This is a genomic window from Sporosarcina sp. P29 (genome assembly GCF_002743265.1).
Classification (GTDB): domain Bacteria; phylum Bacillota; class Bacilli; order Bacillales_A; family Planococcaceae; genus Sporosarcina.
In genome coordinates, this window is record NZ_PDYX01000028.1 from 1 (window position 1) to 26,353 (window position 26,353).

The 26,353-nt window shown below is 38.5% G+C and carries 26 protein-coding genes and 1 riboswitch; of the genes, 6 read left to right on the forward strand and 20 right to left on the reverse strand.

Annotated elements, in window-relative coordinates:
• Window positions 1-106: 106 nt before the first annotated feature.
• The 4 genes from CSV68_RS17225 to CSV68_RS15210 all read right to left on the reverse strand — a co-directional run bounded on the left by CSV68_RS17225 (window position 107) and on the right by CSV68_RS15210 (window position 2,571).
• Window positions 107-283, reverse strand: a complete 177-nt coding sequence (locus CSV68_RS17225) for a hypothetical protein (RefSeq protein ID WP_158233532.1) — start codon at window positions 281-283, stop codon at window positions 107-109.
• A gap of 401 nt (window positions 284-684) precedes the next feature.
• Complete coding sequence (locus tag CSV68_RS17700; protein ID WP_483315681.1) at window positions 685-1,080, reverse strand: YxiG family protein; 396 nt, start codon at window positions 1,078-1,080, stop codon at window positions 685-687.
• A 302-nt stretch (window positions 1,081-1,382) separates the two neighbouring features.
• On the reverse strand, window positions 1,383-1,766 hold the full coding sequence (locus tag CSV68_RS15205; RefSeq protein WP_099662562.1) for a VOC family protein: 384 nt from the start codon (window positions 1,764-1,766) through the stop codon (window positions 1,383-1,385).
• Between the two features lie 295 nt (window positions 1,767-2,061).
• Complete coding sequence (locus CSV68_RS15210) at window positions 2,062-2,571, reverse strand: MepB family protein (RefSeq protein WP_099662563.1); 510 nt, start codon at window positions 2,569-2,571, stop codon at window positions 2,062-2,064.
• A gap of 357 nt (window positions 2,572-2,928) precedes the next feature.
• Here CSV68_RS15210 and CSV68_RS15215 point away from each other — a divergent pair, with 357 nt between their 5' ends.
• Window positions 2,929-3,900: a siderophore ABC transporter substrate-binding protein gene (locus tag CSV68_RS15215; RefSeq protein WP_099662564.1), complete on the forward strand. Its 972-nt coding sequence runs from the start codon at window positions 2,929-2,931 to the stop codon at window positions 3,898-3,900.
• A 147-nt stretch (window positions 3,901-4,047) separates the two neighbouring features.
• Here the strand turns inward: CSV68_RS15215 and CSV68_RS15220 are convergent, their stop codons facing one another.
• The 10 genes from CSV68_RS15220 to CSV68_RS15265 all read right to left on the reverse strand — a co-directional run bounded on the left by CSV68_RS15220 (window position 4,048) and on the right by CSV68_RS15265 (window position 16,339).
• Window positions 4,048-4,350, reverse strand: a complete 303-nt coding sequence (locus CSV68_RS15220; RefSeq protein WP_099662565.1) for a TIGR04104 family putative zinc finger protein — start codon at window positions 4,348-4,350, stop codon at window positions 4,048-4,050.
• Window positions 4,351-4,420: 70 nt separating this feature from the next.
• On the reverse strand, window positions 4,421-4,981 hold the full coding sequence (locus tag CSV68_RS15225; RefSeq protein WP_099662566.1) for a class I SAM-dependent methyltransferase: 561 nt from the start codon (window positions 4,979-4,981) through the stop codon (window positions 4,421-4,423).
• Window positions 4,982-5,140: 159 nt separating this feature from the next.
• Window positions 5,141-7,363, reverse strand: coding sequence for a transglutaminase-like domain-containing protein (locus CSV68_RS15230; RefSeq protein ID WP_099662567.1), 2,223 nt, complete (start codon window positions 7,361-7,363; stop codon window positions 5,141-5,143).
• A complete protein-coding gene (locus CSV68_RS15235; RefSeq protein WP_099662568.1) occupies window positions 7,360-8,406 on the reverse strand; it encodes a DUF58 domain-containing protein in 1,047 nt (348 codons plus the stop codon). The genes CSV68_RS15230 and CSV68_RS15235 overlap by 4 nt, the downstream gene beginning before the upstream one ends.
• A gap of 11 nt (window positions 8,407-8,417) precedes the next feature.
• A complete protein-coding gene (locus CSV68_RS15240) occupies window positions 8,418-9,362 on the reverse strand; it encodes an AAA family ATPase (RefSeq protein WP_099634475.1) in 945 nt (314 codons plus the stop codon).
• Window positions 9,363-9,365: 3 nt separating this feature from the next.
• A complete protein-coding gene (locus CSV68_RS15245) occupies window positions 9,366-10,997 on the reverse strand; it encodes an ABC transporter ATP-binding protein (protein ID WP_099662569.1) in 1,632 nt (543 codons plus the stop codon).
• Window positions 10,970-11,839 carry an energy-coupling factor transporter transmembrane component T gene (locus CSV68_RS15250; RefSeq protein ID WP_099662570.1) on the reverse strand — a complete coding sequence of 290 codons (870 nt, stop codon included), beginning with the start codon at window positions 11,837-11,839 and terminating at the stop codon, window positions 10,970-10,972. The genes CSV68_RS15245 and CSV68_RS15250 overlap by 28 nt, the downstream gene beginning before the upstream one ends.
• Window positions 11,840-12,394 (reverse strand): DUF4430 domain-containing protein, encoded by a 555-nt coding sequence (locus tag CSV68_RS15255; protein ID WP_099662571.1) that lies wholly within the window; start codon window positions 12,392-12,394, stop codon window positions 11,840-11,842.
• Between the two features lie 9 nt (window positions 12,395-12,403).
• Window positions 12,404-14,239 (reverse strand): prenyltransferase/squalene oxidase repeat-containing protein, encoded by a 1,836-nt coding sequence (locus CSV68_RS15260; RefSeq protein ID WP_099662572.1) that lies wholly within the window; start codon window positions 14,237-14,239, stop codon window positions 12,404-12,406.
• 18 nt (window positions 14,240-14,257) lie between these two features.
• Window positions 14,258-16,339 carry a DUF4430 domain-containing protein gene (locus CSV68_RS15265; protein ID WP_099662573.1) on the reverse strand — a complete coding sequence of 694 codons (2,082 nt, stop codon included), beginning with the start codon at window positions 16,337-16,339 and terminating at the stop codon, window positions 14,258-14,260.
• Window positions 16,340-16,494: 155 nt separating this feature from the next.
• A riboswitch (cobalamin riboswitch) is annotated at window positions 16,495-16,636 on the reverse strand.
• Window positions 16,637-17,215: 579 nt separating this feature from the next.
• Here CSV68_RS15265 and CSV68_RS15270 point away from each other — a divergent pair.
• A complete protein-coding gene (locus tag CSV68_RS15270) occupies window positions 17,216-18,322 on the forward strand; it encodes a 5-methyltetrahydropteroyltriglutamate--homocysteine S-methyltransferase (RefSeq protein ID WP_099662574.1) in 1,107 nt (368 codons plus the stop codon).
• A 432-nt stretch (window positions 18,323-18,754) separates the two neighbouring features.
• Complete coding sequence (locus CSV68_RS15275; protein ID WP_483315682.1) at window positions 18,755-19,798, forward strand: IS30 family transposase; 1,044 nt, start codon at window positions 18,755-18,757, stop codon at window positions 19,796-19,798.
• A 154-nt stretch (window positions 19,799-19,952) separates the two neighbouring features.
• Here the strand turns inward: CSV68_RS15275 and CSV68_RS15280 are convergent, their stop codons facing one another.
• From CSV68_RS15280 to CSV68_RS15305, 5 genes are all read right to left on the reverse strand, one after another.
• Window positions 19,953-20,360, reverse strand: a complete 408-nt coding sequence (locus CSV68_RS15280; protein ID WP_099662576.1) for a hypothetical protein — start codon at window positions 20,358-20,360, stop codon at window positions 19,953-19,955.
• A 112-nt stretch (window positions 20,361-20,472) separates the two neighbouring features.
• Entirely contained in the window at window positions 20,473-20,676 is a 204-nt protein-coding gene (locus tag CSV68_RS15285; RefSeq protein ID WP_099634467.1) for a hypothetical protein, read from the reverse strand.
• An 88-nt stretch (window positions 20,677-20,764) separates the two neighbouring features.
• Complete coding sequence (locus tag CSV68_RS15290; RefSeq protein WP_099662577.1) at window positions 20,765-21,619, reverse strand: hypothetical protein; 855 nt, start codon at window positions 21,617-21,619, stop codon at window positions 20,765-20,767.
• A 417-nt stretch (window positions 21,620-22,036) separates the two neighbouring features.
• Window positions 22,037-22,255 carry a hypothetical protein gene (locus CSV68_RS15300; RefSeq protein ID WP_233192943.1) on the reverse strand — a complete coding sequence of 73 codons (219 nt, stop codon included), beginning with the start codon at window positions 22,253-22,255 and terminating at the stop codon, window positions 22,037-22,039.
• Between the two features lie 177 nt (window positions 22,256-22,432).
• Window positions 22,433-22,720 (reverse strand): 3-isopropylmalate dehydrogenase, encoded by a 288-nt coding sequence (locus tag CSV68_RS15305; protein WP_099662578.1) that lies wholly within the window; start codon window positions 22,718-22,720, stop codon window positions 22,433-22,435.
• A 271-nt stretch (window positions 22,721-22,991) separates the two neighbouring features.
• Between CSV68_RS15305 and CSV68_RS15310 the strand changes: the two genes are divergently transcribed.
• Window positions 22,992-23,411: a hypothetical protein gene (locus CSV68_RS15310; protein WP_099662579.1), complete on the forward strand. Its 420-nt coding sequence runs from the start codon at window positions 22,992-22,994 to the stop codon at window positions 23,409-23,411.
• Between the two features lie 32 nt (window positions 23,412-23,443).
• On the opposite strand, the gene CSV68_RS15315 is transcribed toward CSV68_RS15310, so the two are convergent.
• Entirely contained in the window at window positions 23,444-23,785 is a 342-nt protein-coding gene (locus tag CSV68_RS15315; protein WP_099662580.1) for a hypothetical protein, read from the reverse strand.
• An 862-nt stretch (window positions 23,786-24,647) separates the two neighbouring features.
• On the opposite strand from CSV68_RS15315, the gene CSV68_RS17370 reads away from it, so the two are divergent.
• Window positions 24,648-24,803, forward strand: a complete 156-nt coding sequence (locus CSV68_RS17370; RefSeq protein ID WP_199175043.1) for a hypothetical protein — start codon at window positions 24,648-24,650, stop codon at window positions 24,801-24,803.
• A gap of 676 nt (window positions 24,804-25,479) precedes the next feature.
• Window positions 25,480-25,866, forward strand: a complete 387-nt coding sequence (locus CSV68_RS15325) for a DUF1259 domain-containing protein (protein ID WP_099662582.1) — start codon at window positions 25,480-25,482, stop codon at window positions 25,864-25,866.
• Window positions 25,867-26,353: the final 487 nt, after the last annotated feature.

The following is a 26,353-nucleotide window of genomic DNA, read 5'->3' on the forward strand; positions in this document are numbered from 1 at the left end:
TGAAGAAGAGTTGGCTAGGTTAGCATAGTATTTTCAAAACTAACCCGTTAATTGAGGGATCACATTTCCCTTCATACATACACTGGATTTTATCTAAGTGGCTAATTTAATATTGCAATTTAGGCTTATTAAGTAGCCAAAAAACCAGTGTAAAAAACAACATTAAACTTATTTCTTTTATACCTACATCTGGATTAAGAATAAGTGTATAAATAGAGATAAGCCCAAAAAAAGTAAGTGTGGTATTCAATAATTTTTTATTTGTAGACTCTTCTTCATTCATTCCAAGCACTCCTTTATATATTTTTTTCTAAATAAATTTTTCAGAAAAAAATGTAAGTACTTTTCCCTCATTCTAACTTTTATACTCCTCGATATTTACAGCCCTTTTAGAAAATTCAACAAACTCTTCTGGAGATAATTAACGCAATTTATTATTGTACTTCCAAACTTACCAGAGGGAACGGAGCAAATGCGTATAGATATTTTCATCTTTTTCTCTAAATCCGTTCAAATCGCTTTTTTCGTACTTTTTGGCCCTACTACTGAATAGAGTACAGATTTCTTATACAAGAATCGCATTCGCTTGTTTAAGTCAAATAGACGAAAGTTGATTTTATGAACCTAACATAGTTACCTTGTGTTAGCAGGGTAATTTAAAAATATTATATTAAACTTTCTAATTTAATGTGGACTTTTAATAGTTTCTTCCTCTACGATTAAATTCCGATACACTTTTTCGTTAATCATCAAAGAATTCGCTTCAATAAAAAAACAATCCTTATTATTAACTTGGAAATAGAAATTAGTTGAAGAACTTATAGATTCAATTTCCGGTAATTCGGGTTCTAGGCTCTTAATATTTATTTTTCCAAATCCATTAGGATGATAACTAATTTCTGAAAGTAAAAAAGGATCATTTTCTTTATAGTTATTTAATCTATATGTTTCTATTTCAGCGTCTTGATAAATAAACAGTGACATAACTTGTTTAAATTTAATAAACGTTTTTAAAATCTCTAGATTACTAACACTTACTAAATTTAAAACAATGGTTTCTTCTAAGTAATTAACTTGTATTCATGAATAATCCAAAATTCAGCATTGTCGGCAAATAAATTTCTTATTTCTTGAGATACTAAGTCATTATTATTTTTCATTTATCTCACCTTTTAATCATCTCTTGTTTTATCTAAAGTAGAATAAATTTTATTACGTTCTAGTTTTTCATTATAGTTATTTCTTCACTTTATTTCACTTTTACTTCCAATATATTTTCCAGAAGTTATAAAACCTCTTTTTTCACTAGGTCTATCCAATTGCCAAGTAATTCTATTGAAGTGATTTCAAGAGCCTTCTGTTATGCGACGTGGTACTAGAAGTTATTTACTCTTTTCCATAACTGCAAAATAATTTTGTTCGCTATCGGCAAAATTGAATACTTTTCCGGAAGGCATAGTTACAATTTCTCCGACTGTGATATTTTTAGTTGACAGTGTGCTGTGCAACTTATCGAGATCCTCCGAGAAAAACATTAATGAAGGTGTGCCAAGATTCATATCTGGCTGCATTTCAGAAATCATTCTCTTGTTGTGAAGTATAATGCTTGTTTCGGCTTCCTTAGTTGGTGCTATTTCAATCCATCTCATTCCTTGACCATTGTCTTCATCTGAAATTACAATAAACCCTACTTTTTCAATCCAAAAATTCACTGCTTCATCTTGATTGTTAACATACAACATAACTTGACCGATTTTATTAATCATTTTTTTCTCCCCTTATCAATAATTTGTCGCTTATATCTATTGTTGGATTTAATTTGATATTTATACAATCTGTTGGCCCTATTACTAAAAGAGCATAAATCTTTCATGATACAATCACATCTGGTAAAGGACTACTCATCGGAAAACATCGATAAATGATGTAGCAGGATGCGTCACTATGGCTAGTCAACCACAACGCAACTGCAAAGAAGGACTCCCTAGGCACTAGATCTTGAAATAACTTTGAATAACGCCGGAATTATACGCTTGACGACAAGCACTCGATTGTAGTGAATTAAGAAGAATACAGTTCCATTAGTTTGTCCTCAGTTCCTGTGTGTACGTTCCGCATATCAATAAAATACGGTAGCTGCCATTGCTGTGTGTTCATCGCTTGTTTACTGGTGGGACTATCCCAGCTTGGATACACTCTTATTGCCATTTTCCCTTTTGTTGAACTGGATCTAAGCATATTCTGTTCGAACATAACTTCTTTCGGGAAAATAAATTGTCCAAATTCATGTGCACTTTTAAATGTAGTGATCACGAACAAATCAGGTGCTTCCTCATATGAATACGGCTGATTTTTATTGTTTTCATCCTTTTCCCAAAACGCAACAAACTGCCCTACTTTACTAGGTGTTATATTTGCCACCCTGAATCGAACTGTTCTAGAAGATATTTGAAATGTACCAGCTCCATACTTAGCATTTTGCTTTTCTTCATGCACAGAATCTACAAGTAAATTATTTGGTTCATACATGATTTGATTGATATAGTCTAATGCGTTATTAAAATCTTTCATTGTCTTGCTCCTTGAATTCATTATAGATTCCATTATTATAATGATAAATTATAATATCCTCTATTGGACTTAGTCTCTAATTCATGTATGCTACTATTTCTCATGGACTTCCACTTGAAGATGATAGTCATTATCATTTGTTTATTGTATACTAAATGTAGCCTTTTCCTTATTATTTGCTAGTAATAATTCGTTACTACACGTTCTGGTAAGGATGGACTCCATTTTACAAAGAAAGGAAGAGCTGATAAAATTATATACTTGTTTTGTAATAAATAATAGGTATTCCATACATATTAAGATTTACTTTTGGAGCAGTAGTCATTTCAAAATTTTATACAAAGAGAGGTAATTGTCATGAAAAAGTGGTCATTATTTGTATTCATATTTGCCTGTATGCTAGTCATCTCCGCATGCGGATCGAAGGAAACGGATACACAAGCGGACGAATCGTCTAGCACTAATAAAGAAGGTACGGAATCGACTGAAATAAAAATTAAGCATGACCTCGATGAGCAAGAAGTTGTTTTGACTAAAGTGCCTGAAAAAATTGTTGTACTAGATTTTGGCGTTTTAGATACGTTAGATTCGCTGGGTGTTGAAGTTGCAGGCGTTCCACAAAATGCCGTACCTGAGTATCTAAAAAAATATGCTGGATCTGAGTATACGAATGTAGGAAGTTTAGTGGAACCAGACTTTGAGGCAATTGATGGAATGAAACCAGACCTTATTATTATTGGGGATCGTCAAGCCGAAATGTATGACGAATTTACAGATATTGCTCCAACTGTTTATATGAGCGTAGATTTCACGAACTATATGGATTCTCTTACACATAATATGGAAACTATCGCAAATATATTTGATAAAGAAGAGCAAATTGAACAAGAGCTAACCGAAATAAATGAAAAAGTTGATGCCCTTAAAGAGAAAACAAAGGATCTAGATGCGAAAACGTTGATTGTCATGGTGAATGAAGGAAAAATAAGCGCTTATGGACCAGGATCGCGTTACGGCGGATTCATCCATGATGTAGCGGGCTATAAAGCGGTGGATGAGAATATTGAAAAAGCCAAATTTGGTCAATCCATTAACTTTGAATATATAACAGAAAAAAATCCAGACATTATTTTTGTTGTGGATCGTAGCGCAGTGTTAAATACCGCTCATGATAGCACAAAGGAAATGTTTGAAAATGAACTAGTAAAAAGAACAAACGCTTATAAAAATGACCATATAATTTATCTAGATACCGAAGCCTGGTTCTATGGCGGCGGTTTGCAATCATCGAAAACGATGATTGAAGATACAAATGCCTATTGGAATTAAAAGAATCGTATTTCCTAATTTCATTTCACTAAATATAACCTAAAGAAAAACCATCTAAAGCTGTCGGGGTCTCTCCGTTTGCATTGGATGGTTTTTTCTATGTAATCAAGTGAATAGCAGCCGAACCTGGTGCTTTATACAATCTCACTATTCCCCTATGTATTTCTCTTGGCTACTTAACTTCACTAAAAACGGATATAGAATGATAACCAAAATGAATAAAGTGGGAAATAAGCTAAGTATGATAGCTTCTGGCAGATCAAAAAGCATTTGAATGATCAGTGGCAACAAAACAATTGGAGTGACTATAGCCACCTTCCCTTTGGACTTTTGCGTTTGAAACTGTTTTTCGCCGCAGTATGGACAAATCATGGCAGGGTTCAATGTGGTCGTCTTTTTGATTGTTTGTTTCCAACTCCATTGATTATTACATTTTTCACACGTAGGCATTCTATTACCTCCTGTTTTCCAAATGGCTCGATTGCGTGAAATAAGCAATCGAGCTAGTTCATATAGTAATTTATTTCCTACTAGTGGCTATAAACATTGATGCATCTTGATTCGCAAAAAGCTGTTCTCCATGATAGAAAGTCTTACATGTACTAGTCGTAAATCCAACCTCGGATAATATGTTTTTTAATTCCTTATGTGAAAAGCCACTATGAATTTTCGGATGATTGACTCTTTCATTTGTGTCAAAATCAACAATAATTAGCTGGCCATCATTGGGTAAAATACTAAACAACTTCTGCAAAATTAATGTAGTATCGGGAATATGAAGTAGCACTAGTGATACTAACACAATGTCTGCCTTAAGTTCGGGCATGTCTTCAGTGAAATCTGAATACAAGACTTCGCAGTTCGTAATGCCTCTTGCACTAATTTTATCTTCAGCATCCTGTAACGCTTGTTTTGAAGAGTCCACGAGCACTATAGAATCTACTAAGTCCGTGAGTTCTAAACTAACTAAACCAGAACCACTCCCATAGTCCACTAACTTTTTTGATTCACTACCTCGTAATAGTGGTCTTACTTCATCTACAATTGCGTTAACTAATTCCATTCGTTTTTCTGTTTCCATACTTCACTCTCCTGTATCATTTAACGTACTACTCGATGGCAAATTGGGTTATTTTATGGAACAAACATTACTCTACTATTCATACGTTTAGCGTGTGTGAAAGGATTCGTTTTGCGGTTTCCAGGTACTAAAAAAGCACCGCCGAAAGCGGTGCTTTTTTCATTGGTGACGCACAATAAACCGTAATCTCTTAATCCCTTTTTCCGATTTCTTCACAGCGCTATGAACATGCGCAAATAATGTTTCGATCTTCGCGCGTTCTGCATCCGTCACGCCATGCGGACTATATTTAGCTTTTTGATAAATTTTCAATCCTTCCTCCGCCTCTTGGCGAAGTTTTGGATCGATATTGCCAACTGCTTCAGGTATCGTTTCGAATGAAGGCAGCTTCGCAACGATTTGTTCTTTCTCTAACATTTGTACCATGTACTGTACATGATGAATGACAGCCAAACGGTGATCTTTCACCTCGAGTTTTTGCTGACGTTTCCTTTTTCTTACGTAGTACAGCACGAACAGGATTAATAGAACAATCAATATAATGATATTCAACCAGAACCATACAGTAGTGTTTGAATTCACTTGCTTGGAATCTTCCGGCTTGTCTTGATCTTCCTGCACTTGTGTCGGATCATTCGGTTCAGGTTCGACCGTGCTTCCGCCGGTTGCGTCTGGTGAATCCGATCCGTCTAGAGCTGGATAGTCTTTTTTATTGATCTTCGGCATTTTCTCAGCGTAACCTGGTGTGACTTCAATCGGCACCCAGCCAACCATGTCGACGTAGATTTCTGTCCACGCATGGGCGTTTTTCTCACTGACATTGATTTCACTAAATGACGGTAAATCTTTCACATCATCCAGCCCAACGATATATCCTTCTGCATAACGTGCGGGCGTGCCGAGCATTCTAAATGCCAATGTAGCAACTGTCGCATAGTGAACGGAATAGCCTTCTTTTGATTCTTCCAAAATCCCCGTTAGGAAGTCCTGATCTTTTATTGGTTTGGCATTTTCATTATAACTTATTGTCTGTGCCAAAAAGTTTTCTACTTCCTGAATCGTTTTCTCATACGGTAAACGTGTTTCTGAATCAAGTATGTTATCGTCCATATGATTGCGCAAGACATTTAAACTATCTTGCGGCACAGCGAGGTATTCGTTGTAGACATATTGATTGTAATGACTTTCACGACGTAAATAGTCGGTATCTTTTGTCGTGTACAACGCATTCGCGATTTGTGGATAATCGGTATACGGTGTCAGCATATAGTTCATTTCCACTGTCCGTCTGCCGAAAATACCTGTCGCGTGGAGCGCATCAGCTTGTTTAGAACGGACAAGATTGGCATCTAGCCCAGCCAACTCATACGGTGCATAAATATATTGACTGGATGCACCGACGTTTTGAATAACGAGTTTCGCTTCTTCATACTGTTCTGGCAAACTACTTTCCGCTGCTAAGCTCAGTTGTTTCGCTCCAGTGAAATCCTCTTTCTGTAACGCTTCAAGCAGAGACTTCTGTTCCATATACGCATCCCCATCGATCTCCTTCCAGCCGCTTGGCGTGTAAGTTGACCCGACGAATCCTTTTAAATACAGAGGACTTGGATTTTCCATTGCGACTTTTAGCGCAGTATGATCATTCGGTGTAAACGTAGAAAGTCGCTGGAAGTTGCCAGCCGTTAGAACTGGCTCTTCATCTTTATAATAACGCCACTTCTCCCCTTGATAACGTACTATGTCTTCGATTTTCGAACTGCCTGTAAACTCTTCATCACCGTTTGGACTGATCGCCGTGTAGACGAACATGAGCACGACGAGTGAAATGGGTACGATTGCCATCCGTTTCCACCAGCGTACTGTTAGTTGGTTCATATACAACAATGTCACAATTAGCAATGCGAAAAATAGAATATCGAGAAGCAATGATGGCGATGTGCCAAGTATTAATTGTATCAACCAAATCACGAGTGCTAGCGCAACAGGAATCCAGCGTTTTTGATTCGCTACGGCGTAATACACCGCACTGCCGATGAGCAACGCGATTTGACCGAGGATCATGCCGTTTAGCCATGACGTCGTTTCATTGATGGATAATAGATCTATATATATATGCTTTTGTTCCGCAAGCGTGATCAACAATGCGTTGATCGTTCGTTTGACGTCATCTATGTACATGGATAGGAAAATCAAACTGAACACAACGCTCGCAATCAAGACAATATCGCCGCCACGCTGTTTCAACTGTATACGCGCGACCATCCATAGTAAGACGAGAACGAGCGCAGGTACGATACTCACCTCTGGAAAGAGCATCGCACGGATTACGAGGAAAGCCGCTACGAGGACACTATACGCAACTACTCCATCTAGCCATTTCATACAGTTGATTCCTCCTTCTGATCCGAGATGACGACGGTCTGATATTCGGTACTACGCGCGATATTCGTCGTCAATACGATACAGTTTGGATACGTTCGTCTGAGCTTTTTCCACTGTTCATCCGATATCGAAACTTGCGCGACACTTCTCGTCAATACTTCTTTTATGGCGTTCGATGCATCCCATTCATTGTCGATCGTCAATTGCTCACCCGTCGCATGATTTAAAATGAATTGCACTTCGTGATCGCTTGCGACGTAGGAATAGAGCAATGCGGAAAATGTCTCGATGAATTCGTCATAAAGTGCTACGCGATTCGTAAACGACGTGAAGTCGAGCGTCATCATGACCGCATCTCCTGTCAACGTTTCATGCTGTTTGACGAATAGCTCATCCCCCTTACTCGATAATTTCCAATGAATGCGTTTAACCGAGTCACCGAGTTTATATACCGACAACTCCGCCAGCTCTTCCCCATCTATTTTCTTCATCGGAATTATACCCGGTGTTTGCAAGACATGCTGATTTTGCTCGATGTGCTGAAGTTTTAAGAAATAAGGATTCGGCACAATCAACATCGTAGACTGCGTATCTAGTTTCTGCACGGAACGGAAAAACGTAAAACTGTCTTTGATCGTCAGTTGTTTAATTCGTATATTCACTTGTCCCATATATTTCTGCGGCAGAACAAACGTAAATTCTTCCGCACTTTTCGCCGGGATAGACAGGACGTGATGGTGACTCTCTTGTCTACCAGTGAATAGATGTTCGATGACGAGATGTAGTTGTAGTTGCGTAACAGGCAAACGGCTCGTATTTTGTACGCGCAGTTGATAGCTCATCTGTTCACTTTTATAGATTTCATTTGCCGTGATAATCTCGCACTCGATTTTCCCTTTAACGAGATAAACGCTCAACACGAGCCACAGCCAGACAATAAGCGAACCGACTGCGAATAATAGAGCGAAATGCGTCGTCGTGAAGATGAAAAATGCGAGCGTAAATAGCAGCCACACGACGCTAATGAGGAAAGTCCCTATCATACGATCAGCCCTTACAATGTCGCAAGCATTGCTTGGTCGGGCGTGGCAACACTTTGCAGTAATTTTTCGAGTAGCATATCCTGCTCTTGTTCTGCACCGGGGACGCTTGACATGACAATGCGGTGTCGGCTCGTTGGCAACCACACGGCATGGACATCTTCCGGAATAACGTAATCACGCTGTTGTAAGAAGGCATGTGCTTTCGCCATCTGGCAAAGAGCGAGAGCGCCACGCGGGCTGATTCCTTGATGAATCGATGGGTGATTTCTCGTTTTCTCGGTTAGTGCTGTAACGTAGCGCAGAATCTCCTCATGAATGAACAAATTCTGTACTTGCTGCTGTAGCGCAAGCAATTCATTTTTCGTAATGACTTGTGTAAGTGAAGATAGCGGGTCTGCTTGCTGACGGTTTTTCAACATCTCCACTTGGTCTTCAAAATCCGGATACCCTACACTCAATTTCGTCATGAAACGGTCAATTTGCGCGGTTGGTAGCGGCTGCGTACCGATTGTGCCATATGGGTTTTGCGTCGCGATTACGTGAAACGGTGCTGGTAGCGGATAGGTCACGCCGTCCACTGTCACTTGTTTCTCTTGCATCGCTTCAAGTAATGCTGCTTGCGTTCTTGAAGATGTGCGATTGATTTCATCACCAAGCAATAAGTTGCACATAACCGCGCCTTCTTTAAAGACGAATTCGTTTTTCTCTTTGTCGTACATCGTGAACCCGATGACGTCAGACGCTACGACGTCCGGTGTGAACTGGATACGATTCGAATCGAGACCGACGACTCGGCTGAATGCTTTCGCAAGTGTCGTTTTCCCGACTCCCGGTAAATCTTCTAGCAGTACATGTCCTCCAGCTAAGAACGTCATCCATACTTTTTGTATGACGTCGTCTTTCCCGTTAATTACTTTTTTCATTTCATGAAGTACTTGTGTTGATGGATTACTCATTTTTTAGTTCCTCCTGTTGTTCAAGTTCACAGCCGAAACGATGTCTTCCGCTGTGATGGCATATGGAAATAATCCGCGTGCGATCTTGCTGGCCGCGGTTGTGTAAAAGCGGTTTGACGTGAAAAACGTTTTCGGATGATTGATCGCGATGAGTGATTTATCAAACAGCATGCCGACGCGTGTAGAGACTTCTGCGGCAAATTCAATATCATGTGTCACGATAATCGTCGTGATATTCTGTTTTTGAAGCGTTCGGATCAACTGCATCACTTCTTGCTTCGACATGACGTCCATTCCTTTAGTCGGCTCATCCAGCAATAAAATATCCGGTTTATGCAGCAATAATTTCGCAAGTGCAGCTTTCTGCTGTTCTCCTCCACTTAAGTCAAATGGATTTCTCTTTGATAAATGTTCGATATGTAACTGTTTCATCATACTTATTACTGTCGATTCCCTCTGTTCTTTCGGCAATTTTTGCACAGGGACCGCGTGGATTAACTCTTCTTTCAATGTCGAGTGCATGAATAACGCTTGTGGGTTTTGCGGCAATAAGATGATATTCCCTTTCCACTTACTAGTTGCGACGTCATCTATCCATACTTTACCTGCATATGGCTTATGCAGTCCGGCGAGTAACCTTAGTAACGAAGACTTTCCAACTCCATTGCCACCGACGATCGTGAAGATTTCGCCGCGATGGATGGTGAACGTTAATCCCGCGAGTAGATCATCACTCTTGCGATTGTATCGGAAATACAACTCTTTTACGGTGATAAGAGGTGGATGCTTTTTTCTCATCGGCTCCGTCGGTAGAACGGTCGGTGGATAGTGCCGAATGAAATCAATCCCGTCGCGCACCGTGATCGGCGTCTCATCACGGAAACCAAGCTTATAATAAACACGCATCGCTGTTGTAAGTGCATCGAGCATCGGATGTTTAAGTAAAAAATTGCCGATTGCTTTAGGCGTCGTGTCATATAGAAGCGAGCCGTTTTCCATAAACAACACTCGATCGCACATCGGTAATAACTCTTCTAGCCGATGTTCTACAATTAAAATCGTCATGCCGAGTTCACGATTGATTTTCTCAAGATGTGTCAAGAACTCGGAAGCCGCAATGGGATCAAGCTGCGAGGTCGGTTCATCAAGCAATAAAATATCTGGCTCCATCGCAAGCACTGCCGCGAGATTGACGAGTTGTTTCTGCCCACCTGACAAGTCACTAATACTATCGTGTAGCCAGTTTTGAATACCGAAGAAACTGGCCACTTCGGCGACTTTTGTCTGCATGTCTTCCGTCGATACGCCCATATTCTCAAGACCAAATGCTAACTCCTGCCATACTTTTTCCATGACCATTTGTTCATCTGGATTTTGCATCATGTAGCCAATCGAAGTCGCCGTAGTCGACGTAGGCAGGTCATCAATTTTTTCACCGTTGAAATACACCGTGCCACTGAGTTTACCGCTCGGCCGCATTTCCCGCTTCAACATTTTCAATAACGTAGACTTTCCTGAACCAGTAGGTCCGAAAAGTGTCACGAATTCTCCACGCTTAATCCAAAAAGACACGTCTTGCAACACATGCTGATCTTCGTAACGGAAGTTCAGATTTTCGACTGTAAGTATCGCCATTTGACACTCTCCTTCGCTTCATAGATAAACGGATAGAACATAAGCAAGCCGATGATGACGTAATGCCCTGCGCCTAGTGTCTGTTCACTGATTTCGGGATAATACTGCGTCTGGTGTTGCGAGAAGTACCCGATATAGTAGAGAAGAAATAACACGAGTCCAATCGTCAACATGCCATCCCGTTTCGTGAACCGCATCACTCTATACTGCGTTCTCGCTTTCGTCATGCCATAGCCTCGCGCCTTCATGACATCCGGCTTCACGAAAACAAACTCCGCCGTCTGAACGAGCGTTTGGCGCCACAGTGCAAACGCGCGACGAAACTTCTCCACTCTGCTGTTTACTTTGTAAAAACCTATTCCGCGTTGTGCCATTTGCTTTTCATGCCATTTCGTTTTAAATAATGGGATGAAACGCCATAGCATGGAAACGAGAATGCCGAGGTTAGCGGACACTCGTGTCAGTACAGCAAGCACTTTATTCGTCGTAAATATCTCGAAATAACTCTTCGTCCAAAAACACGTGGCGACAATAGCACCTGCTAGAACGAGTCCTTTCGTCACCGCTTCAAGCGTTACCGCGTGGTCATTGAGGAAAAATAATGGGGTGAAACCGTTATGTACATACGATGGATAGGTTGTGGCAATTAGTAGAAAGACGAAAAAGTAATAGACTACGTCTTTACTTGCTGTCCGCATTCCGTGCAGCATGAAGAAGTACAGAATGCCACCGATCAAAGCAAGCGCCACGATGATCGGATGAAACGAGCTGAACATCGTGACGAGAACGACTGTAACGTAGACAAGTAGCAATATAGGGTGAAAGTTTGAGAATGCGCTCATCTAGTTTCCTACTTTCTTTGATTGTCGTATATAGCCATCTAGATCTCTACCTAAATCACACGTGTAATGGAACTCCACTTCATCGCCGTCTCGCAGCTCGTATTGACTAACGCCACGGCTAGGGAATTCGCCGTTTACTTTGTACATCCAGCCACTTAACGGACCACAATTGAACTCATATAAATAATTAATGCCTTGGACGTAAATACTGTTATAAATATTGTAGTCGGCTCCTTGGTACTCCATCGGAATGCGATGATGACGTGTTGCGCGGTCGAGTAAATCAAATGCGGTATCGCCACTGCGCAGTACGTACTCCGTTTTTTTAAGGATCTCGCCGTCTGGTTCAACATATTTCTCAAGACCCGGTTTCAACTTATCCATTGAATCAAGAACGGTGTCACTGCGTATTTCAAGGGTCACCGTCTCCGAGTCTTCCGTAATTTCGTCGATATGGGTCAAGTAATACTCTTCTACCGATTGAATCTTCGTTCCCGTGACGAGCCACCCGACGATAAAGAGGACGAATGCTACAACTAATAGATCTTTCTTCATTATATCCCTCTAATCTCTTTGACGCCTTCTTTTTTGGATTCTACTCATCACTACGATGATTAAACCTACTGCAACGATTCCAAGTGCCCATGATATTCGCTTTGCTCGCACGGCATTATCAATTTGAGTTTTTGATTTCTTGAGGTCTTCATAGTTCAAGACTTTTCCTTGATCGTAAGGAGATAACGCATTAAATCGCGTAAGAATCGCATCGACATTGTCTTGATCTTTGCTTGTTAGTTCATTGAATGGATACAGTTGATCGAGCACTATATCATTAATGCTTTGGATCTCGGCTTCTATTTTCTCCATTTCTTTTTTATATTCGTATAGCTGAGCCAATTCTTTTTCATAGTCGCCTTTATTATCTGCTTGTTCGAACTGGTCAATCATCGAAACGACGTCAATATAATGCTCTGTCGTCAAAGGTGTAGGAATCACGTTCATTTTTTCTACATCTTGTTCGGTAATATGTCGTGGCGCGGTTTGCTCCTGATAGATCGGTGCAATCACTCCATTGCCAGTCGTATTGACTTCATACGCTTCGCTGAATGCAGGAAGATCAAGCTGGATCGACTGCTTCTTTGCAGCTTCAGCGAGTTTATGGAAGTTGTAGACATAGGAACGCTCCTCTATTGGGAAGTTTTCATATGTATCAAGCAATTGCTGAAGCTGTTTGGCGTCGGTATGTTCATCGATATTCTGAATACTTTTCATCAACTCTACCATTTGTTCCTTCATCTCTTGCGGATTTTCAGGACGGAAATCATACATTGTACGGTAGCCATTTTCCAGTCGGTAGAGCGATACAAGTGCATAGAGAACTTGCTCCGTAGCCATCGAGTTCGATTCATCTGGTAAGGAAGAAGGATTGTCCGCGTTATATGTTTTTGCGTGAACAAAACCTCCGTCTTCCATTTGATAGTCCATAATGAAATCAAGTAATGTGTGATCGCCTTTCTTGAAGCGTTCGTCTTCATCTGGATGAATACCGAGTGACGTTAGCGCAACGAGTACTTGTGCTGCACTTTCGACGTTATCGTCATCTAACGTGCTGAAGCCCCCCGTTGCTGTTTGCATATCCGACAACTTCGCTAGTGCTTCGTCGATAATCACATGAATCGTTTTCGTAAAATTCTTACCTGTATCCTTTTGTGTATAAGTGAATTCTTCCGTGCTCTGGTAATAGGGCGCGAGTGCTTGGATCGCCATCGCGGTCATATCAGTCTCCGCTTCGTCTTGATAGAACGAAAAACCGCCATCTTCCAGTTGTAGTGAGATGATTTCTTTAATAATCTCGACCCTTGTCATATCCGCGTCATCCGGCACTTTATAACGCATACTGTCAAGCGTGATCAGCCCCCAGATCCAGCCGTTGATACCTTGTGCACCTAGAGACGTTTTCAATCCACGGTTATACGTGCCGTCCGCGATCAAGTTACTATCCCCAACCGCCGTCGGATCACCGCCAGCTGCCAATATCGCCAATGAAATCCGGTGCCATTCCGTCGCTTTCATATCGCTGAGCTGATCTTTCGTTTTATAGCGTTCGATCACATTATTCTTGATGACTGCAAGATACGCCTGGTAATCGTCAGGATAGCCAATACGGCCGAGGCCTATCGGATACCAGTCGCCGTTTGTGTTCCCTGCATGCGCAAGAAACGGCTTGCTCAGCAACGGATCAGACTCTGCGATATGTTCATCTTGTTTTTTCCACGCAATGATTTGTTCGATGGTGTGTAGCAACGATTCTTCTTTTTCAGGTGTCGCGAACGCAACAGACGGCAAAAGTACTGCCGTCATCATCACAACTGTCACTAGCCATGCATAGATATTCCTCATTCCGTCACTTCGCTTTCCTTACCATTCTTTATTCCAATTCGCTTCGCTATCACCTGAACTATCATGTCCGCCAATATCTTTACCATAATGAAGTGTGTAGCGAACGCGCACTACATCTCCATCGAGGAAATAGGCGTCCGAGAATCCATAGTTCGGGTAATCGCCATTGACGCTGTACATCCAGCCGGAGCCGTTAGCGAAATCGAATTCACTTAGGCTGTCTGGTGAGTAGATGTCCCGATTTGAAGTGGTGGACACCTGCTCGACTACTTCCCACAGATCATCAGGAATATGGAGTCCGTTCAACATGCCTGGCTTACTGACGTCGCGCAAATAGAAACTACTGTCGAGGTTTCCAGTTTTACCGTATTCATAACCATTATTGCGCAGTAGTTGATCCAGAATATAGGAACCTCTTTCGCCTTGGTGTATATCCATCTTCGTCGGCTTGATGAGATAGGGGATTCCTAATACGGAAGCTTCTAGACTGATCGTTACTTGTCCGATGACACCGTCTTCTGCTGGCGCTACTGATGTAACCGTGAATGTTTCGGTCACCGTGCGCCCTTCATCGTCCCATACTTTAATCGTGACGTTGTTTTGTCCCGTCTGCAATGTCAGTTTATAACTCGTTTTCGAGCTGTCATCCCAGGTGAATGGAATATTTTCCCCATTAACTTGCACTTGGACGTTTTTCCCTCGAATGCGTTCACCTGAAGCGGTCACCGGCCAGACATTAATCGTCTTAATATCCCCTTTGACCGTGCTACCTGACTTCAGATCGGTCACTAGTTTCGGTGCATCCGGATCGACTTGTGGTTTTTCGTTCACATTCGGATCTTTATAGGTGATTGTATACTGCCGTTCCAATTGTTCGTCTTCATATTGTCCAACGACTTTGATAGTGTTCGTTCCATTGATTAGCTGCACACTATAATTCGTGCCATCCAACGATTTTGCCAATTGATCATTGACGGTAATCTTAAGGGGAACATCCACCTTACTCGCGGTCGCTTTCGCGTAGAATGAAAACTCTGCACTATTTGCTTGTTGGTCTTTTAAGTCGGTTTTCAATAAAATAGTGATTTTTTCTTTCTCATAAATCACCGTGTAGATTTGTTCCGCTTTCTTCCCATATAGCTGCGCGGTGAGCTTAAGAGTGTTTTTTCCTTCAGCTAATGTGGCTGAATACGCATTTCCTGCTAGCGGTTTAAGTTCCTGATCATTACTAAATACTTTAAGCTTCACATCTTTTTCACCTTGTGCAGCTGTCGCGTTGAATGTCAGTATCTCTTCAATCACCGTTTGATCTTTTAGGTCCGTCGTAATGATGATGTCGTCACTATTTAACATCACACGATACGATTGACTGACACGGAGTACCTTCTTATCTGATTGTTTGTAAGTAACTTGGAATTGAATATCGTTCATACCTTCAATTAATGTGATTCCGCCTGTAAAGTCATTCAGCTGCTTACCATTTAGCTTCACGTTCATTTCCTGGGGAATGAGTGAATCGTTTAAGTGGTTTACAGTGACGACGTATTGTGGGTCGGTAACTGTTTCGTTGTTTTTAATGTTCGTCGTAAAGTAGCGATTTTGTCGGTCCGCGACGTCGACAATTTCTATCTCTGGATTCGTGTTCGGTTTAGTTTTTTCTGGTAGGGGTTTATTGTTGCTGCCCGCAGGTGTTTGGCTCTTGTCATTCGTATTCGTTTTCGGTGTGTTATCTGGTGCATTGGTAGTTCCTGGTTTGTCGAGTGGTTGATTTTGTGGTTCCGGTTGGATATTTTGATTATCTTGGGGCTTTTCTTCCGGTTCCTCTTTTGGCTTGTCTGTATTAGTCGGTTCTTGTGATTTTGATGAATCAATTTCATCGGTATCACTCTTTATAGTTTGATCCGGTTCGGTGTCGGAAGGATCACTCCCCCCACCAGCTAATTTCAGCGAAGAAGCCTCTACTTTTTCATTGAAATTAAATGTAGCGGCTTGTTCATGAGAAATCGTCGCATATGTAATCGTGCTAAATAGGAGTAAAACGATGAGGCTGTAATACATATAGTTTTTATATTTCATGAAGGCTGTCTTCGTTTTTTTCATCCAACTCGTCCTTTCTTTATTTGTAAAGGTCTCATCTACGCAGCGTTTTTGAATTCAAAAAGTCCCCACCTCCTGAATGAGATGGGGACCATGTATGTTCAATAATTAAACTGCACAAATTGAATGATACACAAATCACCCTTTACCGGAAGGTGTCATGCTTACATACTTTGGCAAGTCTCCTGACTTTAGGGCTTATACTCTCCCTATTACAGTGGCCGGACCGCTCAGGATTTTCACCTGATTCCTATTTACTCTTTGCATACTAGACAAAGAACCAAAATACTCTATGTAACTGCTACTAAGCATATAGTTTTTGCGGGGTAAAATCAATAGACGGTGTAAGTACATCGCGCTATTTTATCTACACTTCAATTGCTCCCTACCTTTACAGTAGTTGGAACTCGATGATCTGGACGCATGTCCTATGGGCGGGCGGTGAACCCGATTGAGGCGTAGTAATTCTTACACAACAACTCCGCCCCTTAATTGAGTAAAAGTTAATCCTTAATTCCATATTTTACATTATTTTTTATATCTACTAGTTGGAAATTTGTTACCTCTTCATTTATATATATTTTCAACTAGTCATATTCCTTCTTAGTTTTATTTATATATATTTTATATTGATTCACTAAATCCCAAACGTTAAAATCCATAATCAAATAAAGAAAGATCTCACCGACAGACACTTGGTTATATTCAGAATGATTGGATTAGTCTTGTAAGTACATGCAGATAATGCTACATTGATGATGTCGCTCCCTATCCCACTTGCTATTGTCTAGTAGATTTGGAAGTGTAAATTTTAAGTGGATTGAATAAATGGAATAAATACTATAGAAAATTTTTATTTTTATAAGGGGGATAATTAATATGATACACATCGGTAAACATGATCATGTTGGAAGTTTTTTAAGAACAGATGCCATTAAAGATGCGAGAAAAGCCTACATAAATGACGAATTGACGGCAGAGGATCTTCGGCAAGTGGAAGATGTAGAAATTGAAAAATTAGTAAAGAAACAAATTGATTTAGGAATAAAGGCAATTACAGACGGTGAGTTTAGACGTTCTTGGTTTATGCATGACTTTTTCTGGGGCTTAGGAGGAGTTTCATTTGAAGCAGTTGAAAAAGGTTATGATTTTGTCGGACAAACAACTAGGGCGGAATCCTTTAAAGTAACAGATAAAATTTCGTTTGGAAATCATGAAATGGTAAATGATTTAAAATTTCTAGCCGACTTAGTTGAAAAGTATGGGGATGGTTCACAATTTGCAAAGTATACGATTCCTGCACCAACCATGTTTTTCCAACGAGTCCTTTCAGAAAAGGAAAAAGAAATCTATCCAAATATCGAGGATTTAGCAGCTGATATAATTAAAGTATATCAAGACGCTATTCAAGCATTCTACGATGCTGGTTGTAGATATTTACAGTTTGATGAGTGTATCCTATCCGCATTGGATGATCCAAAACTAGCAAATATTATGGAGAATTTCACAGGATTAAAATTAACAGACACAACAGATTTATTTGTAAAAGTAATTAAAGAGTCATTAAAGAATAAACCAGAAGATATGATTGTGGCGACACATATGTGTAAAGGAAACTATAAATCTGCTTATTTATATACAAGTGGTTATGAAACTGTTTCTAAGTATTTCGATGAGCTAGGTTATGATGTGTACTTATTGGAATATGATGATGAACGTTCAGGTGGTTTTGAACCGTTAGCGAACATCAAAAATGAGGATACACTAGTGGTATTAGGGGTTGTGACTTCGAAAACTCCCGAATTAGAAGATGCAAATGCGATGAAAGAAAAAGTGAAAGCAGCTTCGGAGCATTTCCCATTAGAACGCTTATTAATATCACCACAATGTGGATTTGCAAGTACAGAAGAAGGAAACAGTCTATCCGAAGAAGAGCAATGGGACAAAATGGAACATATTATTAAGCTGTCTAAAGAAATCTGGTAATACTTAAAAACTTTCAATTCTACGTCAAAACACACACACTCTTTACTTTTATGTGAAAAGCGTGTGTGTTTATTTTAGGTCCTCAAGAAATTCCTCGTAACTGTAATTCATTTATTTGAACTCCTTTAATTAGCCCAATATAGGAATTGGATGCAAATTCTTATGCAAGTATTTGGCCCGTTTGATGCACTGTCCTTATCACGCAAACGCACCCGATTGTACAATCAGTCTTTGTTTTCATAATAATTCTATAAGAGTTGAAACTACGAAGTAAGTCAGGAGTCCCGCAACAAAATAAAGAATGTTTTTCTTCATAACTTATTAAGAGGCCAATTGTACAATCAAGTTAGCCACCTAAATTCAAACAAAAAAATGCCACTATAAAATTCGTGTATCATTGAAGTTGCGAGACTAACAATGAGAGGAAGTTTTATAGTGGCACAACTTGAGAGTACCATACAAAACCGTAAAAATAAACACCTATCAGCTTTTGAGCGCGGTCAAATCGAGGCGCTTCACAAGGATGGACATACCAACCGAGAGATCGGTAGACGCTTAGGACGCGTTCATCAAACAATCGCTAATGAATTAAAGCGTGGAACCACGACCCAGCTCAAAACTGGGCGCACATCCTATACAGCTTATTTCGCTGAAACAGGACAGGCGATATATGAACGAAATCGACTTCAGTGCGGTGCAAAAAGTAAGCTGCTTATAGCCAATGAATTTGTCAATTTCGCGTGTGATAAAATCCTAGATCAAGACTGGTCACCAGATGCAGTCGTCGGGTTTACAAGCCTTCAAGAAGAGTGGAAAGACCGACCTACTGTGTCTACGAAAACCCTGTATAACTATATTGATTTAGATGTATTGCGCGTTCGAAATATAGACTTGCCGATGAAATTGAGAAGGAACACCAAAGTGAAACGCATCCGAAGAAACCGTCGTATTCTGGGCATGGGTATCGCTGAACGTCCTGTTGAAATTGATAACCGTCAAGAATTCGGTCATTGGGAAATTGATACGGTAGAAGGACAGAAGTCTGATGACAACGCATTATTGACGCTCGTTGAACGTAAAACGAGAAACTATTATGCCATCCTCCTAGATGATCAAGATCATGATTCGGTGGACTTTGCGATCAGCCAGTTACGACAGGATTTTGGTGAGCTATTTTCTCAAGTATTCAAAACGATTACGTCGGATAACGGCAGCGAGTTTTCTAATCTGACAAAGAGCCTTCAAGGGGTCACGGACGTCTATTTCGCTCGTCCATACGCACCGTATGAAAGAGGATCTAACGAGCGACACAATGGTCTTCTCAGACGATATATTCCCAAAGGAAAAGCGATTTCTGATTACTCTACAGAGTCTATTCAACGTATTTATCAGACACTGAATCAGTTGCCCAGGAAGATTTTGAACTATCGACAGCCATCCGTTTTGTTTGAAGAAGAGTTGGCTAGGTTAGCATAGTATTTTCAAAACTAACCCGTTAATTGAGGGATCACATTTCCCTTCATACATACACTGGATTTTATCTAAGTGGCTAATTTAATATTGCAATTTAGGTAACTTATTAAGATACTCCTTTCATAACAATTACATCCGTTCGCTTAAATACACCCATTTACAAGTTATCATTATATAATCTATTAGTTGAATCCGTTACAAATTGTAACCACTCTTCTTCTGACAAATCATCATTAGCAAATCCCATTACAGATGACTTGCCATACTTGATTACATCTAGAACCTGATCAAGAAAACCCGTGCCAGCTCTCCAATCACGTAATCTTGTATCATCACAATTAAATGTTTCTTTACAATTTCCACAACGAATATAGACTATGTTTATTTCATCAATTTTATCATCGTCGGCAAAGTATAAATTACCGCTAGTAGCATTGCAGGTAGGGCAAACTGCTTCAAGATGTTTTTTATACAGGTTTTCAAAATATGACCATCTTTGAGTAGCTAATTCCAATGGACATTTACAAACCTTTGCGTACTCTTCAGGATTCAATAAAATCATCAATTTCATTCCTTCCTATATGGATAATATTATACGTTTCTGGCACAATGTTTCTGTAACAATTGCGCCCGCTTGCTTATAATATTGTATTGTTGATGTCTAAAAAACAAAGGCTTTACTTCTCCCCTACCTTTGTTTTCCGTTTTGTGTAAAATACAAAAATAGCGTTCGCAATCGTTAAAATTATTGCTGCGGTTAAAAGTCCTAGCATTAGGTATAAATCATAATAAAATATTAAGAACAAAATAACCGACACAACAAATGCTCCCCAACCTCCGATAGCAAAACGCCACGAATGTTCTTTAAAATTAGATAACATAATAACTTCCCCCTTATGTGTTCTGCATAATGGAACATTAAAAGCGTAATTTTACTAAGCAACTGCCCCAGAATGTTGAATATTACTTTTACTTAAGTTGGTCCCAAAACATTGAAAATACGCCTTCATTCATCTCAAAATAGACATCTGTAATTCCATAATAGATATATCCATCTCTTAGAAGAGTAAGGTTAACCGTTGAACCGTCATTTAATTTTAAAGCTAGCTCTCTGTATTCCTCATTGTTTCGAGAACTATTTATTGGGTCTGAATTTTGTTCACGAGGAAGAGGCTTTGTTTTGTTCAGCTCTATTAAAAAGGTATTTAGTGCGTCCATATCGAAAATCGGCTTATAATTATCAATATCGTTATCCCAATCACTGAAGGCGCTCCAATGGGCAGAGGTTACATTTCCCACCAGATTTAATTTACCAAATACATCCTTCCCACTGCTTATTGTTAATCCATTAAGGTTTTCAAAAAACTCTGCGTAATGGTTTCCATCCTGCCTTTGATAAACCATTAATCTAAAGTCTTTATCATAGCCTTTCACAGAATAAACATCCATTTCACCAATTGTAGAAGCTAACTCTTCGTCATCGTCTTTTTGCTTGCTCCATTCATCAATATTCCCTTTTGTAGTACCAAGTTTCTCGTCTTTAAGAGCTTTTGCATCTGTGTCATTTATTTTTGTGTTTGTTTGGGTATAAATCTTTCCGTTATACACAAATAAGCCAACCATGTCTGCATTTAAAGAATCTTTAGGTAATTGAATAGCTGGGATTTCTACACTTCCATTTTCATGATCAACAGGGCGCTCCTGATTCTCTGTTAGATTATCTGGAATAACATAATTAATTAAAATGAATGCTCCAACAGAAATAAATAAAGCAGTAACAATCCCGATACCTTTTATATTAAATCTTTCTCTGTACTTTTTCATTCTATCCCTCCTAATATTATTAGACGGAGATAAGTTAAATAAGTTACGTATTTGAATATAATGGCCTTATTGTTGATCGGTTTCAAATCCTTATTCCAAAATCCACACCATTTGCAGCTAATTATTTTTAAGTAGATTAATTTCTTTTTGAATTAAATAAAATACTAGCTATTCCTACACCAATAACAGGGAGAATGATTAATAAAGTACTTAATATATTGGCTTGTATGTAATTATTGAAGAGCAGAAAACTTAAAAAAGCTACTACGAAATAAATTGGTATGAATTTTTTTGACCACAAAACAGAATTCTCCATTTTAATCACTCCTCGTACTGTTAGACCGATAAAAATTAAACAAGTCACATATTTTTTATAATCTTTTGCAGTTATCGCATACGTTTATTTAACAAGCATTATTAACATGTATTGGGTTCGTCTATAATAATACCCCCCGATACATTTAGCTTATTCCAAATCCACGCCTGATAAATCCGATCAATTTCAATTTCCAATTCTTTTTCATTCAGATTTTTATTGAGTTCTAATTCTTCAAAAATAAATGTCTCTGTTGCCTCAGTACCTTTAAAGGCATTACTAGCAAATGAGAAAGTTATAGTTTTAACCAGTTCACTCAACTCCCACTAATTGTGATTTATCTAACTTTGTCCTATTTGAAGGATAACCCTAATTCATCATTTGCCCTTGTTACTTGAACAGCAAAATAGGATACTTCATTTAACAATCATATATATCAGTGAGTTTAGTTGTTATGTAGATCGAATGCGACTTCTAAAATATAATCAAGTACTATATCATTGTGTTGATAATTTTTTTATTATAGTTGCTAAAATGGCAATTGAAAAAACGATGACGCTATTTATTAATAGATAGTATGCTATCTGCATGCCGTAAAATATCGCAAAGGCATCACGAATAACAAAAAGTGCTATTGCGCCACCGATTGCCCCTAAAAAAACTGCTGATAGTAATACGGTAAAAGCTGCATAGTATAGGCTTTTCTTTTTCTTGTAATATATAAAACCAATAAGATTTGCAACGACAATAAAAACGCCCAAAAGTATTAAGAAAAAACTACTCATCTAGCTCCCCCTCGTAGAAATCCATCTACCCCTTTAAACTAAAATCATTTGACCTTTTCGTCATAACACTTTGCAATTAACGTCTTCAGATTATTATATAATTTAAGTTTTACAACCAAGCTATGTTATTTTAATTGAATAACAAAAAATAAAGTTATTATAAAAAGATATCTTGATTCATTTTTTATGATCTTTATAGTATTATTTTTCATGTGTTACACGATCGTTAGTTCACTTCACAGAAATTTTTATATTGAAAGGATACGTGACTATGGAATATACACTAAAAGATGAAAGTTTTGATTTTAGCGAAACAGAAGTAACACATGAAGTATTTAAAATTGGAGAGCCAGAAGATGGCCTTTTCGAAATTGAATTCAAATTAACCTTCTCTTACGGATTCTTGAATTACTCACATAACTTTGTTTGGCTCAATCAAGATATCGAAACATTACTTGAACAGTTGAAGAAAATGGATGAAAAGAATAATGGAACTTTAAGTGTGCTTTCACCAGGGGGTTCTTTCTCTTATTCACAAGACCCTCATGATGAAAACTTTTATGAGTTCACGGTTTTCATGGATACTGGCTATATTAATTCGTATATGGGAACTGAATCAAAACTTGGAATCACTCTATCCGCTACTCGGGAAGATATTGAAAATTGGGTTACGTCTTTTCTAAAAAACTAAAAGACAAAGCTGCCCATATTAATATGAAGATTTTATACTTTGTTTATGGTCAATAATTGCCCTTCCGCTAATACGAGTTGCTTAGGATCAATAATATCATGTAGTAATATACTTGAATTATTTTGTATCGATAATTCAGTTGGATTAATTACGTGTGCTATCTGAACAGTGCAGACATCATAAGGTGCAGTATTATTATGGATATATTGAAGTAACTCACGCAATTCCCAATGTTTTTCTACACCATTTATAATTTCTCGTTGAATAGGATAATCAAAACCGGGAATGAGCCACTCTTCCGTCTCTACAAATTGTAGAGATGCATTACCATCTTCCAACTTTTTATCCGAGGCAATATAATAATAATTTGTCATCTTATCACTTCTTTCTATCATCATCTGCTATTTCCAACATGTTCTTTTTTTGAATCTGTTGGAAATCTTCCTTTTGCAATTCAACGTAATCCCCCATGTATCCTACTAATATATATATTCGAATGAATGTTTTCATTGACCTTCCCCATTTCCTTGCCTTTGTCATCTTAGGTTTTACACAATCAAGATGAATCAATTGAAAGCAACATCGCCTTCTAATTGATTGGAAAGTAATGGTGTATTTTGTTTCAGTATATAATAACTTCTAATAGTATGGAGATAAATTCCAACTGTTGATATAATTTGACTTATCTTAATTACCTTTCATTCTTACTAGTCTTCTTTTAGATAGCAATTCCTTTAGTAAAAGTTTCGTGTTCTATATATGTTGTTTTTCTTAATTTAAAGGAGGTATATTACGGGTGTAAAACTCCCCTAAGAAATCAGATGTAATTTTGATAGTAAAGGGGTAGTAAGAATGAAAAATCAATCGTTTCGTTTTTTATGGATTGGCCAATCAATGGCTAATTTAGGTGATGTTTTTTATATTGTCGGGATTATTTCTTTATTATACACACTTAGATCGGTTTCAAATCCATGTACATAATAAATGAAAAATAGGTGATCATATTTATGTATTCAATTAAAAGATTGCAATACCTAGATGTTTTCACTACTATTACACACCGGTATAAAGGGGGGCAATAAACTTGAAAGTCAGACCATCTGTCAAACCAATTTGCGAAAATCTCAAACATAAACAAAGTCAAGGTTAGTACACGATGCTCTATACCAGTCTTAAAGAGTTTAGGGAACGTAAATAGATGCCTATCCGAAATAGAACTTAAAAGGAGGTTATGAAATGGATAAGAAAAAATTTACGGTAGCTGGAACGAATATAGACGAAGTAAAAAAACTTAATGCAGAATCTGGTCTATCCTATAATGAAATTAATGAACTTCTTACCAAAGAAATTGAACAGAGAAAAAGATTAAATGCTGCTGAGCATAAAAAGTAATTGGCAATATAAAACTTTCCGATTTCTAAATCCTAATTGGTTTCTCTTGATAATATATCCCCCTGATAGCTGTGTTCGTTTATGCAGTTATCAAGTGCTTTTCCACCGTTTTTCTCACTATATTTAACTGCTACAAAAAATAAAGTAGCACCGGGATAATAACAATATAACTAATAAAAGTTTTTTCATACGACCATCCTCTTCCTGCCCATTAACCTATTAAGAACTCTTGACCTGTAACGAACGAAGCCAATAGAGACGCTGCAAAAGCAAAGCCCCATGTGCAAATATATAATGTAGAATCCTTAGCAACAGATCCCCCTTCTCATTCACCAAATTAATATCCTTTAGAGGCACTAACCTTCTGCCGTTAATGCCTCTTTTAGCTGAATTCAATCAAGAGATTTTACCATCGCTGTTACAATTCTATTTTGATATTTCCTGTGATATCTCATTTTCGACATTTTTTCGAGGTTAAAAGTCCCAATAATATGACGCACCTTGGAATTATTGAAAATCAATTCTCTATATCTATTGCATGCCAGGTATTCTTGGAACCACTCTTCTTGCTTTAAATAAGCAATATTTTTTTCGATTTCATCTTCTGTAACCTCTTTTAAAAAAGAGAAAATGACTACACTAATATTGCTAATGAATTCAATTATGGATTGCATATGTGAATTTCAATTCAATTTGCAATGATTTTGCCAACATTTTAAATGGGAAAAGCAAAATAAACAATAGTAATTGCTCAGTATCTTTACATCGAACATTTGGAGTCAAGATGATGGGGAAGGATGCTTCTTCTATTTTAGGAGTTAGTGTTGAGTTTTACGATCTAGATAACCAAGGAAATGCTTTAAATATCTCTGAAATAGCTGTATTGCAAGAGGAAATTCCGGCGTATCTATTCGCATTGACACAACAAGGTATTATTGTAAGTACTATTCACAATCATTGGCTTTTTACTGACCCACCGCAAATTATGTACATTCATGCCCAGTCAGTTGAACCGCCGCTTCAGTTTGCCGGTAGCGTCAGTATAATATCGGTAGGTATATGAATAGGCTTCTCATGTGCTCTGAATTATTTATCTAATCCAGCGCCCTCCCCCTCTAGGTGGGAATGGCTTATTATAAACCGTTCAAAAGCATTGAGTGTTTTTTATTTGTAGACGCTAAAATTGATTCTCTTTGACAAACTTCTTTAATTCTTCTCTTCCATTTATTAATAGATGACTTCCGGTACATATACTTCCTCAAATAGTTCCTGAAGTACGGAAAGCTCTGCAATAGTAGACAAGCTAATGATTGTCGTAGTTTATCACTGCGGCATATATGTGGAATTTTTCAAGTTGAAGCGAGAAGTACAATATCAATTGCTGGAAACTGTATAGGTCGGTTAGTTCCATAAAAACGGTTCTAAATCAAATGTTGGGGTGGAGTGAATTTAAATCCACCCCTCAACCTAAATGAACGCCAATTTCTTTATACTGTATGTTTAATAAAATTTTCGCCCTAAAGTGATCGAAACGTCTAAAGCCATAGGCA